15 protein-coding genes are annotated in these 12,054 nt (G+C 68.1%); 13 read left to right on the forward strand and 2 right to left on the reverse strand.

Features of this window, described 5'->3' with window-relative positions; all coding sequences use genetic code 11:
• Positions 1-302 precede the first annotated feature (302 nt).
• The 10 genes from GXN78_RS20000 to tatC all read left to right on the forward strand — a co-directional run bounded on the left by GXN78_RS20000 (position 303) and on the right by tatC (position 7,686).
• Positions 303-2,651 carry an autotransporter outer membrane beta-barrel domain-containing protein gene (locus GXN78_RS20000; RefSeq protein WP_239142775.1) on the forward strand — a complete coding sequence of 783 codons (2,349 nt, stop codon included), beginning with the start codon at positions 303-305 and terminating at the stop codon, positions 2,649-2,651.
• 101 nt (positions 2,652-2,752) lie between these two features.
• On the forward strand, positions 2,753-3,595 hold the full coding sequence (locus GXN78_RS20005; RefSeq protein WP_106555014.1) for a D-hexose-6-phosphate mutarotase: 843 nt from the start codon (positions 2,753-2,755) through the stop codon (positions 3,593-3,595).
• Positions 3,596-3,618: 23 nt separating this feature from the next.
• Entirely contained in the window at positions 3,619-4,398 is a 780-nt protein-coding gene (hisF, locus tag GXN78_RS20010) for an imidazole glycerol phosphate synthase subunit HisF (RefSeq protein WP_106555013.1), read from the forward strand.
• A gap of 26 nt (positions 4,399-4,424) precedes the next feature.
• Positions 4,425-4,826 carry a phosphoribosyl-AMP cyclohydrolase gene (gene hisI, locus GXN78_RS20015; RefSeq protein ID WP_106555123.1) on the forward strand — a complete coding sequence of 134 codons (402 nt, stop codon included), beginning with the start codon at positions 4,425-4,427 and terminating at the stop codon, positions 4,824-4,826.
• A gap of 83 nt (positions 4,827-4,909) precedes the next feature.
• On the forward strand, positions 4,910-5,272 hold the full coding sequence (locus GXN78_RS20020) for a phosphoribosyl-ATP diphosphatase (RefSeq protein ID WP_106555012.1): 363 nt from the start codon (positions 4,910-4,912) through the stop codon (positions 5,270-5,272).
• Positions 5,273-5,300: 28 nt separating this feature from the next.
• A complete protein-coding gene (locus GXN78_RS20025) occupies positions 5,301-5,690 on the forward strand; it encodes a hypothetical protein (protein WP_106555011.1) in 390 nt (129 codons plus the stop codon).
• Positions 5,680-6,039 carry a histidine triad nucleotide-binding protein gene (locus GXN78_RS20030; protein WP_106555010.1) on the forward strand — a complete coding sequence of 120 codons (360 nt, stop codon included), beginning with the start codon at positions 5,680-5,682 and terminating at the stop codon, positions 6,037-6,039. The genes GXN78_RS20025 and GXN78_RS20030 overlap by 11 nt, the downstream gene beginning before the upstream one ends.
• Before the next feature lie 67 nt (positions 6,040-6,106).
• A complete protein-coding gene (tatA, locus tag GXN78_RS20035) occupies positions 6,107-6,346 on the forward strand; it encodes a Sec-independent protein translocase subunit TatA (RefSeq protein ID WP_106555009.1) in 240 nt (79 codons plus the stop codon).
• A gap of 13 nt (positions 6,347-6,359) precedes the next feature.
• On the forward strand, positions 6,360-6,818 hold the full coding sequence (gene tatB / locus GXN78_RS20040; protein ID WP_106555008.1) for a Sec-independent protein translocase protein TatB: 459 nt from the start codon (positions 6,360-6,362) through the stop codon (positions 6,816-6,818).
• Positions 6,819-6,882: 64 nt separating this feature from the next.
• Positions 6,883-7,686, forward strand: a complete 804-nt coding sequence (tatC, locus tag GXN78_RS20045; protein ID WP_106555007.1) for a twin-arginine translocase subunit TatC — start codon at positions 6,883-6,885, stop codon at positions 7,684-7,686.
• Positions 7,687-7,696: 10 nt separating this feature from the next.
• On the opposite strand, the gene GXN78_RS20050 is transcribed toward tatC, so the two are convergent.
• A complete protein-coding gene (locus GXN78_RS20050; protein ID WP_106555006.1) occupies positions 7,697-8,854 on the reverse strand; it encodes a trypsin-like peptidase domain-containing protein in 1,158 nt (385 codons plus the stop codon).
• A gap of 191 nt (positions 8,855-9,045) precedes the next feature.
• Between GXN78_RS20050 and GXN78_RS20055 the strand changes: the two genes are divergently transcribed.
• Both GXN78_RS20055 and pdxA read left to right on the forward strand, forming a co-directional pair.
• Positions 9,046-9,822 (forward strand): Nif3-like dinuclear metal center hexameric protein, encoded by a 777-nt coding sequence (locus GXN78_RS20055; RefSeq protein WP_106555005.1) that lies wholly within the window; start codon positions 9,046-9,048, stop codon positions 9,820-9,822.
• Positions 9,819-10,865 (forward strand): 4-hydroxythreonine-4-phosphate dehydrogenase PdxA, encoded by a 1,047-nt coding sequence (gene pdxA / locus GXN78_RS20060; RefSeq protein ID WP_106555004.1) that lies wholly within the window; start codon positions 9,819-9,821, stop codon positions 10,863-10,865. The genes GXN78_RS20055 and pdxA overlap by 4 nt, the downstream gene beginning before the upstream one ends.
• Here pdxA and mscL read toward each other — a convergent pair.
• The gene (gene mscL / locus GXN78_RS20065; protein ID WP_106555003.1) at positions 10,852-11,280 is read right to left on the reverse strand and encodes a large conductance mechanosensitive channel protein MscL; all 429 of its coding nucleotides are present in this window, start codon (positions 11,278-11,280) and stop codon (positions 10,852-10,854) included. The two genes, pdxA and mscL, sit on opposite strands and share 14 nt — an antisense overlap.
• Before the next feature lie 156 nt (positions 11,281-11,436).
• Here mscL and petA point away from each other — a divergent pair, with 156 nt between their 5' ends.
• The gene (petA, locus tag GXN78_RS20070) at positions 11,437-12,051 is read left to right on the forward strand and encodes a ubiquinol-cytochrome c reductase iron-sulfur subunit (RefSeq protein WP_106555002.1); all 615 of its coding nucleotides are present in this window, start codon (positions 11,437-11,439) and stop codon (positions 12,049-12,051) included.
• The last annotated feature ends 3 nt before the right edge of the window (positions 12,052-12,054 follow it).

Genomic DNA, 12,054 nt, shown 5'->3' on the forward strand with positions numbered 1-12,054 from the left:
TTCGGGCATCGGTGCACTGGCCTGCGAGTCATTTCTCGCTTTTTGTTGCGTCAGTACGACTGCGCTTCCAGAAATTCCTAGCATTCCTCGGCCGCTGATTCCTCCGGGTTTCACGAACTGCGGCCTGAGCTTCCGGCGTGTGTACGGGGGCGCACGGCGCACGCTCAAGTGGCATTGCCCGCCACGTGCGCGCCGCGCGCGTGGGTCCCTGAACGACCCGTGAATTCCCCTCATGAACAGAACGCATCGCAGCCTTTGGAACTCCGCACTGGGCGCCTGGGTCGCCGCCCCCGAGAACGCCAGTGCGCGAGGCAAGCCTTCTGGGCGGCACGCTGCGGAACACGGCGGCCGTCACCACCTCGCGTGACATCTTCCTCGGATGGTCCGGAGGCAGCATCGAGACCGACGCCGACCTGACCTCCACCGGTGTGATCTCGGATGACTTCTTGCCGGGCGCTCTGTTCAAGGATGGTGCCGGTACCTTGACCCTCGCCGGCGACAACACCTACAGCGGCGACACGACCATCCTGAAGGGTGCCAACACCTACAGAGGAGGCACGCGGCTCAACGCCGGGGTGCTGGCCGTTGCAGCTGATGCCAGCTTGGGGGAGGCATCGGGTGCGCTGAGGTTCAATGGCGGCGGCCTGCGCACCACCGGTGCCTTCGCCACCGGGCGAAACATTGACCTCGAGGCGGGCGGGGGCACCTTGCAGACCTACAGCGATCTTGCGGCGACCGGCGTCGTCAGCGGCGCGGGGGCCTTGACCAAGACCGGGTCCGCAACCCTCATCCTCACCGGCGAGAACAGCTACAGCGGCGGCACCAACCTCAAGCAAGGCCGCCTCGCCGTCGGCAACGACCGCGCCCTGGGCACCGGCGAACTCGCCATGCACGAAGGCACCATCCTGCTCTTCGCCGCCGATGGCCTCACCCTGGCCAACCCCATCGCCTTCACCGACGCCGTCGATCCCTTCATCGATACCGGCCCCTTCACCGCCACGCTCTCCGGCGCCATCACGGGCCCTGGCGACCTGAGCAAGATCGGCAGCGGCACCCTCATCCTCTCGGGCGCCAACACGTACACCGGGGCCACTGCCGTCACCGAAGGCACCTTGCGTGCTGGTGCGCCCAACACCTTCAGCCCGGCCTCGGCCCACAGCGTCGCCGCGGGCGCCACGCTCGATCTCGCCGGCTTCAGCCAAGGCATCGCCGCGCTCACCAACGCCGGCACCGTCTCGCTCATCGGCGCTGCTCCTGGGACTACCCTCACCGTCACCGGCCCCTACGTGGGCAACAACGGCCTCCTGCGCCTGGGCACCTTCCTGGACGGCAGCGCCAGCGCGAGTGACCGGCTCATCCTCAGCGGCCCAAGTGCAGTCGCCAGTGGCCACACGACCGTGCAGGTCGTCAACCTCGGCGGCCTGGGTGCCCTCACCACCGGCAACGGCATCGAGCTCGTGAGCGCCCTCAACGGCGCCACTACCACCGCGCAGAGCACCAAGGACGCCTTCGCCCTGCAGGGCGGCCATGTGGATGCGGGTGCCTACGAATACAGCCTGCAGGCCGGCGATGCTGCAGGCGCCGGAGAGAACTGGTACCTGCGCTCCACCAGCACCATCATTCCGCCCGGCCCGCCGGCACCACCGGCGCCACCCATCGAGGTGCCTACCTACCGAGCCGAAGTGCCTCTCTTCGCAGCCCTGCCCGGGCACCTGCGCCAGGGCAACATGGCCATGCTCGGCAACCTGCACCAGCGCATCGGCGACGATGACGTCAAGACAGCTGCCGGCGCCCAAGGCAGCGCGACAACGCCCACCACCGGCGAGCGCCGCGCCTGGGGCCGCGTCCTTAGCACCCGCCAGAACATCCAGCAAAGCGGCACCGTCAGCCCGCAAAGCGATGGCCGCCTGAGCGGCCTGCAGGCCGGCACCGACCTGTGGACCGACGCCCACTGGCGCGCCGGCGCCTACGTCGGCCAGCTCGACGGCGAGTTCCAGGTCAAGGGTTTCGCCCGCGGCATCGCCAACCTGGCCGTCGGCAGCAACGACCTGCGCAGCCAGTACCTGGGCGGCTATGCCACCTATGGCATCGACAACGGCTTCTATCTCGACGCCGTGCTGCAACTGGGCCGCCACCGCTACGAGGTCAAGCCCCAGACCGCCCTGCGCACCAAGGGCAAGGCCAGCAGCCTGAGTGCTTCGCTGGAGATCGGCCAGTCCTTCGCGCTTGGCGAAGGCTGGCAGATCGAGCCACAGGCGCAACTGGTGCACCAGGACGTCGAATTCGACGACGTCCACCTCGCGGCCACGCGCATGCACCAGGAGAGCGACGTCAGCTGGCTCGCCCGCGTGGGCGTGCGCGTGAAGGGCGACATAAGCACGAGCGCAGGTCGGCTGCAACCCTATGCGCGCGTGAACCTGTACCGTACCGGAGGTGGCGATGACGCCACGCGCTTCATCACCCCGGCTGCCATCACGACCATTGTCAGCAGCAACGGCAGCACCTCCGCCGAACTCGCCGCAGGCTTCACGCTGGGCCTGAGCGAATCGACCAGCCTCTACGGCGAGCTCGGCAAGCTGTGGGCAACAGGAGGCGACACCCGCGTGAAGTCGCAGCTCAACGCCTCGGCGGGGCTGCGGGTGCGATGGTAGGTTGAAGGCGCGCTTGACGCGCTTGACGCGCTCGATGCTGGCGACACTTCAGCATCCGTGGTGCCCCTCGGCGGTCGCACGCCAAAACCTAGAATGGGGCCATGTCTCTCCAAGAGCTCGATTTCCACGGCCAGCCCGCGCTGCGCCTCGCCCTGCCTGAGGGCGGCGCCTGCACCGTAGCGCTGCACGGCGCCCATGTGCTGTCCTGGACCACGGCGGATGGCACCGAGCGCCTGTACCTCAGCCCGGAAGCGCGTTTCGACGGCCAGAGCGCGATCCGCGGCGGCGTGCCCCTCTGCTGGCCCCAGTTCAACCAGCGCGGACCGCTGCCCAAGCACGGTTTCGTGCGCAACGTCGCCTGGCGAGCCGACCCGGCCGGCGCCGCCGGCAAGGCCGACACCCTGGTCCTCGCGCTGCACGACGACGAGGCCACGCGCGCGATCTGGCCGCATGCCTTCCACGCCAAGCTGGCGGTGACCCTGGCCCCGCATTCGCTGCGCATCGCGCTCACCATCGACAACACCGGCGGTGCGCCCTGGTCCTTCGCCGCCGCACTGCACAGCTACCTGCGCGTGGACGATATCGACCAGGCGACGCTCGAAGGCCTGCAGGGCGCCAACCGCTGGGACGCAGTGCGCGACGACCGCCATGTCGACCTCGCGCCCGCGCTTCGCTTCGGCACCGAATTCGACAGCGTCTACGCGGCGCCGGCCCGCCCGCTGCACCTGGTGCAGCCTTCCGGCACGCTCGAGATCGCGCAGAGCGCGAGCTGCACCGAAACGGTGGTCTGGAACCCCGGCCCCGAATTGAGCGCCCAGTTGGCGGACCTGCCCGACGACGGCTGGCGCCACATGCTCTGCGTCGAGGCCGCGCGCATCGACGAGCAGGTGCTGCTGGCGCCCGGCGGCAGCTGGCAAGGCTGGCAGCTGCTCACCGTCCTCTGAACTCCTTCCCGAGCTGAACCCACATGCTTGCCAAGCGCATCATTCCCTGCCTCGACGTCACCGGCGGCCGCGTCGTCAAGGGCGTCAACTTCGTCGAACTGCGCGATGCCGGCGATCCGGTCGAGATCGCGGCGCGCTACAACGCCCAGGGCGCCGACGAGCTGACCTTCCTGGACATCACGGCCACCAGCGACGGCCGCGACCTGATCCTGCCCATCATCGAGGCCGTCGCCTCGCAGGTCTTCATCCCGCTGACGGTCGGCGGCGGCGTGCGCACCGTCGAGGACGTGCGCCGGCTGCTCAATGCGGGCGCCGACAAGACCAGCTTCAACTCGGCCGCCATCGCGAATCCGCAGGTCATCGAGGACGCCTCGCGCAAGTACGGCGCCCAGTGCATCGTGGTCGCGATCGACGCCAAGCGCCGTTCCGCCGAGGACGCGGGCCGGCGCGGCGAGGGCTGGGACGTCTACAGCCACGGCGGCCGCAAGAACACCGGCCTGGACGCGGTGCAGTGGGCGGTGGAGATGGCGCGCCGCGGCGCCGGCGAGATCCTCCTGACAAGCATGGACCGCGACGGCACCAAGAGCGGCTTCGACCTCGCGCTGACACGGGCGGTGAGCGACGCGGTGAGCGTGCCGGTGATCGCCTCGGGCGGCGTCGGCAACCTGGACCATCTGGCCGACGGCATCCAGACCGGCGGCGCCGACGCAGTGCTGGCGGCCAGCATCTTCCACTACGGCGAATACACCGTCGGCGAGGCCAAGGCCTGCATGGCGGCGCGCGGGATTCCCGTGCGGATGTGAAACAAACATCCCCGACAATGACCAAGATGAACTGGCTGGACGAAGTGAAGTGGGACGCGAACGGCCTGGTGCCGGTGATCGCGCAGGAACAGGGCAGCAAGGACGTGCTGATGTTCGCCTGGATGAACCGCGAGGCCCTGGAAAAGACGGCCGCGCTGGGCCGCGCCGTGTACTTCAGCCGCTCGCGCGGCAAACTCTGGTTCAAGGGCGAGGAGTCGGGCCATGTGCAGACCGTGCACCAGATCCGCATGGACTGCGACAACGACGTCCTGCTGCTCGAGGTCACGCAGACCGGCCACGAGCCCGGCATCGCCTGCCACACCGGCCGCCACAGCTGCTTCTTCAGCAAGTACGAGAACGGCCGGTGGACCGTGACCGAACCGGTCCTGAAGGACCCCGCAATGATCTACTCCGCCTCACCCCGATGAGCACCGCACGGCCAACCGAAGGTGCTCGCACCGCAGCCGAAGGCGAAGGTCGCCTTTTGAGCACTGACGCCCCGCAACATCCGATGGAAGACGCACTGGCCCGCCTGGCCGCCGTGATCGAGAGCCGTCTGCCCGTCCACGGCGGCGATCCCGACAAGAGCTATGTCGCGCGCCTGCTGCACCGCGGCCCCGACGCCTTCCTCAAGAAGATCGGAGAGGAGGCCACCGAGGTGGTGATGGCCGCCAAGGACGCCGACCACGGCGGCGAACGCACGAAAATAGTGAACGAAGTGGCCGATCTCTGGTTCCACAGCATGGTGGCCCTGGCCCACTACGGCTTCTCGCCGCGCGACGTGGTCGCCGAGCTGGAGCGGCGCGCAGGCACCAGCGGCATCGAGGAAAAGGCCCTGCGCAAGGCGCAGGACCGCGAAGTTTCCAACGATTGAGTCCAACGACCGAGACTGAGAGGACGCCATGCCCAACGACATCGTGACCGTCGAGCCCGATTCGTCGCTCAAGACCTGGGGCTGGATCAGTTACATCCTGCATCTGGTCGTCGCCGTAGGCGCCGTGCTGCCCGGTACGCAAGCCTCCATCGCACTGCTGCTGATCGCGCTGGTCATCGACCTGGTCAAGCGCGACGATGCCGCCGGCACCTGGCAGGCCTCGCATTTCAGCTGGCGCATCCGCTCGGTGCTGTGGGCCGGCCTGGCCTACATCCTGACCTCCTGGCTCTGGCTGCTGTTGCTGCTGCCCGGCTGGATCGCCTGGGCGCTGATTTCACTGTGGTTCCTCTATCGCATCGTCAAGGGGATGGTGCGCATGAATGCGGGCCGTTCCATGGAGCCTTCGAATGTCCTCTGATCCGAACTGCATCTTCTGCAAAATCGTTGCGGGCCAGATCCCCTCGCGCAAGGTCTACGAGGACGACGAGCTGTTCGGCTTCCACGACATCGCGCCCTGGGCGCCCGTGCACTTCATGCTGGTGCCCAAGTGCCACATTCCCTCGATGGCCCAGGTCACGCCGGAAGACTCGGCGCTGCTCGGCCGAATCATGACCCTGGCCCCCAAGCTGGCCCTCGAGCAGGGCTGCCGGCCCTATCCGCAGGGCGGCTACCGAATCGTTGTGAACACGGGCGCCGAGGGCGGGCAGGAGGTTCACCATCTCCATGTCCATGTCATGGGCGGACCCCGCCCCTGGCTCAAGGGTTGATATTCCGTTCTGCGCCGGAGGCCGCCTCTCGCGCCGACTAAAATCGAACATTCTTCAGGAGTAATCCATGGGTTCACTTTCCATCTGGCACTGGCTGATCGTGCTGCTCGTCGTCGTGATGATTTTCGGCACCAAGAAGCTGCGCAACATGGGCTCCGACCTGGGCGGCGCCGTCAAGGGCTTCAAGGACGGCATGAAGGACGGCTCGACGCCCGAGACGCCCGCCACCCCCAATCCCCAGGTAAGCGCCAACGCCAGCAACGCCGACAAGTCGACCATCGACGTCGAAGCGCGCCAGAAGTCCTGAGCACGCTGCCTCCGTGATCGACCTCGGCATCTCGAAACTGGCGTTGATCGGCGCCGTCGCGCTGATCGTGATTGGCCCCGAAAAGCTGCCGCGGGTGGCGCGCACCGTCGGCACGCTGCTGGGCAAGGCCCAGCGCTACGTGAACGACGTCAAGGCCGAGGTCAATCGCTCGATGGACCTCGACGAATTGCGCAAGATGAAGGACACGGTCCAGGATGCCGCCCGTGACGTCGAGCACAGCATTCAGACCGGCGCCAGCGAGTTCGAGAAGCAGTTCTCCGAAGTCGGCCAAACCAGCTCCGAGCTGACCGAGCCGACACCGAGCTACCCCGAGTACAAGCACCCCCGCAAGAAGTGGCGCCTGAAGCAGGGCGCCATGCCGCAGTGGTACAAGGCACGCAACGGCGTCCGCACTCGGGCGCTTTCGGGCGCAGCGCGCGTGGCCCGTTACCGCCCGCACAAGATCAACTGAGAGCCGTCCGCTCGTTCCGGCCGCGCGCAGCGCGCCCCCCCAACTTCGCCCGCAGCGCCCCCACATGGCCGATTCCCCCGACAAGAATAAAGAAGACGAGCTGGCCGGCACCGAGCAGCCTTTCGTCGCGCACCTGATGGAGCTGCGCGACCGCCTGCTCTACTGCGTCTACGGGCTCGCGATCGCAGGCGTCCTGCTGGCGATCTGGCCCGGCCCGAGCGGCCTGATCGACCTGATCGCGGTGCCGATCCGCTCCCACATGCCGCCCGATGCCAAGCTGATCGCGGTGGGCGTGTTCTCGCCCTTCTTCGTGCCGCTGAAGGCGCTGATGATGGCGGCGGTGCTGCTGACCCTCCCCTGGCTCATGTATCAAGCCTGGATGTTCGTCGCGCCCGGCCTCTACAGCCACGAAAAGAAGTTCGCGCTGCCGCTCATCATCTTCGGCAGCTTCCTGGCCTATGCCGGCATCGCCTTCGTGCAGTTCTTCGTGCTCGACAAGATGTTCGGCTTCATCCAGAAATTCACGCCTGAGGCGGTGGCGGCCACGCCTGACATCGCGTCGTACGTCGAAGCCATCTTGTCGCTCTATCTTGCGTTCGGCGTGGCTTTCCAGGTGCCGATCGTCGTGATGCTGCTCGTGCGCTTCGAAATGGTCACCATCGAGAAGCTGAAGAGCTTCCGCGGCTACTTCATCGTGCTGGCCTTCGTGGTGGCGGCGGTGCTCACGCCGCCCGACGTGGTCTCGCAGCTCGCGTTGGCGATCCCGATGTGTGTGCTCTATGAAGTCGGCATCGTCGCCGCGCGCTACTTCGTCAAGCACAGCAAGGCACCCGACGAAAGCGAAAGCGCCGACTCGCCGCAGCCCTGACCGGCGTCGACTACTCGGTCTGCGGCGCGCGGCGCACCGGACTGCGGGGCCGAAGGCCCGGCGTGACGTCCAGCTCCATCTTGTCGCTGCCGCGTTGAAGCGCGAAGCGCGTGGCGCCGCCGGGCTTGAGCCCCGCGACCGCCGTCAGCAGCTCCTGCACGTTGCCGATCTGCTTCTCGCCGACGCCGGTGATCACGTCCCCGGGGCGGACGCCCGCCCGCGCGGCCGGGCCGTTCTGCAGCACGCCGGTGATGATCACGCCCTTGCGGGCCTTGACGCCGAAGGTCTCCGCCAGCTCCGGCGAGAGGTCGTTCGGCTCGACGCCGATCCAGCCGCGCGTGACCTTGCCCTCCTTGACGATGTCTTCCAGCACCTGCTTGGCGGTGGAGACCGGGATGGCGAAGCCGATGCCCATGCTGCCGCCCGAGCGCGAGTAGATCGCGGTGTTGATGCCCTCGAGGTTGCCGTTCACGTCGATCAGCGCGCCGCCCGAGTTGCCGGGGTTGATGGCGGCATCGGTCTGGATGAAGTTCTCGAAGGTGTTGATGCCCAGCTGGTTGCGCCCCAGCGCCGAGACGATGCCGCTGGTCACGGTCTGGCCGACGCCGAAGGGATTGCCGATGGCCAGCACCTGGTCGCCCACCTGCAGGTTGTCCGAGTTGCCCAGCACGACCACGGGCAGCTTGTCGAGCTCGATCTTGAGCACCGCGAGGTCGGTGTCGGGGTCGGTGCCGATCACCTTGCCGCGTGCGTGGCGGCTGTCGTTGAGCGTGACGTCGATCTCGTCGGCGCCCTCCACCACATGGTTGTTGGTGAGGATGTAGCCGTCGGCGCTCACGATCACGCCGCTGCCCAGCCCGATTTGCGGCTGGTCGCCCTGGTCGCCGAAGAAGAAGCGGAACCACGGGTCGTCGCTGCGCGGGCTGCGCCGCGCCGCCTTGCTGGTGTTGATGCTGACCACGGCCGGGGAGGCCTTCTTGGCAGCCGCGCTCAGGCTGCCGGGTGTCATCGCCGAGGGGTTGGACGCCGGCGCCTCGATCACCGACACAACGCCGCCCAGCGATGTGGCGCGCCGGCCGATCCATTCGGGCTTGAGCGTGGCGACGACGAAATAGGCCGCGAGCATCACGGTCACGGCTTGGGCGAACAGCAGCCAGGTGCGTTTCATGAAAAAGCAGGGAGGAGAAGGAGGGTTGCAGCGTTGCCGTGCAAAGCCGGCGTCGAGGAGTTGCATTGTCCCTCAAGGTCCGGGCCGTTCCGGTGCGCCTGCGCGCGGCGGGGCTATTCCGGCTCCTGTCCATCTAGGGGAAACCCTGACGATTGCGCGCCCCTGGCCGCGAGCGGGTCCACAATGGCGCGATGAGCACCACCCGACACGAGCTGTTGCACGCCTTCGACCTGCTGCTCGCGCCCGAGCGCTTCAAGGACTACGGACCCAACGGCCTGCAGGTCGAGGGCCGCACCTCGGTGCGCAAGATCGTCTCCGGCGTGACCGCGAGCCGCGCGCTGATCGAGGCCGCCATCCATGCCGAAGCCGACGCGATCTTCGTCCACCACGGCCTGTTCTGGCGCGGCCAGGACGGCCGCGTGACCGGCTGGATGAAGCAGCGGCTGGGCCTGCTGCTCGGCGACGACGTGAGCCTGTTCGCCTACCACCTGCCGCTGGATGCCCATCCCGAGCTCGGCAACAACGCCCAGCTCGGGCTGAAGCTGGGCCTGGTCGCACACGCGGGCTCGACCGGCCGCTTCGGCGAGCAGGAGATCGGCTTCCTCGGCGCGCCCGGCAATGGCGAGAGCTTCGACCACGCCCGTGCGCTGGCCGCGCACGTGGAGCAGGCGCTGGGCAAGAAGATCACGCTGGTCGACGTGCCGAAGCCGCGGCCCATCCGCAACATCGCCTGGTGCACCGGCGGGGCGCAGGGCTACTTCGAGGCCGCGATCGCTGCCGGCGCGGACGCCTTCATCACCGGCGAGATCTCGGAGCCCCAGGCCCACTATGCGCGCGAGATGGGCGTGGCTTTCCTGGCCTGCGGCCACCATGCGACCGAGCGCTACGGCGCGCCCGCGGTGGCAGATCATGTGGCCGCGCAGCTGGGCCTCGCGCATCAGTTCATCGACATCGACAACCCGGCGTGAAGAGCCAGGCCCTCGCCATCACCCTGGGCGATCCCGCGGGCATCGGCCCCGAGATCATCGCGCGTGCCTTTCGCGACGCGCCCGAGCTCGCGCGGGGCTGCTTCGTGGCCGGCGACCTGGGGCTCGTGCGCCGGGCGGCGCAGGCGCTCGAGGCGCCGGGACGGCCCGCGCTGCCGGTCGCGCTGATCGAGGCGCCGGCCGAGGCGCTCGCCGTGCCGCCGCACTGCATTCCCGTTGTGCAGGTCGTGGCCCCACCCGGCGAGGCGATCGCGCCCGGTGCGATCAGTGCGGTCGCCGGCCGCATCGCCGGCGACTGCGTGGTCTGGGCGGCGCGCGCCGCCCTGCGCGGCGAAGTGGCGGGCATCGTGACCGCGCCGCTGCACAAGGAGGCGCTGGCGGCAGCCGGCTATCCCTTCCCCGGTCACACCGAGCTGCTGCAGGCCGAGGCCGCGGCCCACCTGGGCCGGCCGCTGGCGGACGTGCCGGTGCGCATGATGCTGGCCAACGACGAGCTGCGCACCGTGCTCGTGAGCATCCATATGTCCTTGCGTGCGGCGATCGAGGCCGTCAGCCTCGAGGGCGTGCTGCAGACACTGCGCATCACGCACGATTCGCTGTCGGCGCTGCTGGGGCGCGCGCCGAGGATCGGCGTCGCCGGCCTGAATCCGCATGCAGGGGAGGGCGGCCTGTTCGGCACGGAAGAGCGCGAGATCATCGCGCCGGCCATCGCGGCCGCGCGCGCGCAGGGCATCGACGCCGATGGACCGCATGCGCCCGACACCGTCTTCATGCGCGCCCGCGCCACCGCGCAGCGCGCCGGCGAATTCGACGTGGTCGTCGCGATGTACCACGACCAGGGCCTGATCCCCGTCAAGTACCTGGGCGTGGAGAAGGGCGTGAACGTGACGCTGGGCTTGCCGCTGGTGCGCACCAGCCCCGATCACGGCACCGCCTTCGACATCGCCGGCAGCGGGCGGGCCGACGCGTCCAGCCTGATCGAGGCGATCCGGATGGCGCGCGCGCTGGCGTTCAGGGGCGCTTGAGGCTGTCGCGGATCTCGCGCAGCAGCACGATGTCCTCGGGCGGCGCAGCCGGCGCGGGTGCTTCCTCCTGCGTCCTGCGCAGTTTGTTGATCTGCTTGACCATCATGAAGATGATGAAGGCGAGGATCACGAAGTTGACCACGATGGTGATGAAGTTGCCGTAGGCCAGCACCGGCACGCCGGCCTTCTTGAGGTCTGCCAGGTTGTTTGCCACGTTCGGCGGTATCGTGCCCAGCACCACATAGAGGTTCGAGAAGTCGAGCCTGCCGAACACCAGGCCCACGATCGGCATGATGATGTCGGCGACGATCGAGTCGACGATCTTGCCGAAAGCGGCGCCGATGATCACGCCGACTGCCAGGTCGACCACGTTGCCCTTGACGGCGAACTCGCGAAATTCCTTAAGAAAACTCATGAGGCCTACCTCGCGTGCTTGTTGTTGGTCCGGGTCAGTATAGAGGGGCGCGTGGCTCGCGGCCACGCCTCGCGCTCGCGTTGAATCGGCTTGTGACGCTCCGCTACAATCGCCGGCTGACCCCCAAGCCCCCAGCGAAGAAGATTGAGGACCCCCATGAGTGACATCTCCGTCGGCCGCCAGCGGATCGACAGCAGCAAGCGGACGTGGTTGATCGCATCAGGCTGTGCCGGCGCAGTGGGCGGAGTGGCCACCGCCATCCCGTTCGTCAGCACCTTCCAGCCTTCTGAAAAAGCCAAGGCCGCCGGCGCACCCGTCGAGGTGGACATCGGTGGTCTTCAGCCCGGCGAGAAGATGACCGTCGAATGGCGCGGCAAGCCGGTGTGGATCCTCAAGCGCTCGCCGGCCCAGGTCGCCGAACTGGCCAAGCTGGACGGCCAGCTCGCCGATCCGCAGTCCAAGCGCAACCCCGACGAGTTCACGCCCGAATACGCGCGCAATGGGGCGCGCTCGATCAAGCCCGAGGTCCTGGTGGTCGTGGGCATCTGCACCCACCTCGGCTGCTCGCCCATCGACAAGCTCCAACCCGGCCCGCAGCCTTCGGTGCCCGACAACTGGGAAGGCGGCTTCCTCTGCCCCTGCCACGGCTCGACCTTCGACCTGGCCGGCCGCGTCTTCAAGAACAAGCCCGCGCCCGACAACCTGCCGGTGCCCCCGCACATGTACCTCTCCGACACGCGCCTTCTGATCGGCGAAGACAAGAAGGCCTGAGGA

It is taken from the genome of Variovorax sp. WS11, assembly GCF_010499245.1.
GTDB lineage: Bacteria > Pseudomonadota > Gammaproteobacteria > Burkholderiales > Burkholderiaceae_C > Variovorax.

Bases quoted from the DNA above. Each gene is read 5' to 3' on its own strand.
- petA (WP_106555002.1), top strand. From the start codon at position 11,437: ATGAGTGACATCTCCGTCGGCCGCCAGCGGATCGACAGCAGCAAGCGG.
- hisF (WP_106555013.1), top strand. From the start codon at position 3,619: ATGCTTGCCAAGCGCATCATTCCCTGCCTCGACGTCACCGGCGGCCGC.
- tatA (WP_106555009.1), top strand. From the start codon at position 6,107: ATGGGTTCACTTTCCATCTGGCACTGGCTGATCGTGCTGCTCGTCGTC.
- GXN78_RS20020 (WP_106555012.1), top strand. From the start codon at position 4,910: ATGGAAGACGCACTGGCCCGCCTGGCCGCCGTGATCGAGAGCCGTCTG.
- GXN78_RS20030 (WP_106555010.1), top strand. From the start codon at position 5,680: ATGTCCTCTGATCCGAACTGCATCTTCTGCAAAATCGTTGCGGGCCAG.
- GXN78_RS20025 (WP_106555011.1), top strand. From the start codon at position 5,301: ATGCCCAACGACATCGTGACCGTCGAGCCCGATTCGTCGCTCAAGACC.
- GXN78_RS20055 (WP_106555005.1), top strand. From the start codon at position 9,046: ATGAGCACCACCCGACACGAGCTGTTGCACGCCTTCGACCTGCTGCTC.
- mscL (WP_106555003.1), bottom strand. From the start codon at position 11,280: ATGAGTTTTCTTAAGGAATTTCGCGAGTTCGCCGTCAAGGGCAACGTG.
- GXN78_RS20005 (WP_106555014.1), top strand. From the start codon at position 2,753: ATGTCTCTCCAAGAGCTCGATTTCCACGGCCAGCCCGCGCTGCGCCTC.
- hisI (WP_106555123.1), top strand. From the start codon at position 4,425: ATGAACTGGCTGGACGAAGTGAAGTGGGACGCGAACGGCCTGGTGCCG.
- GXN78_RS20050 (WP_106555006.1), bottom strand. From the start codon at position 8,854: ATGAAACGCACCTGGCTGCTGTTCGCCCAAGCCGTGACCGTGATGCTC.
- tatC (WP_106555007.1), top strand. From the start codon at position 6,883: ATGGCCGATTCCCCCGACAAGAATAAAGAAGACGAGCTGGCCGGCACC.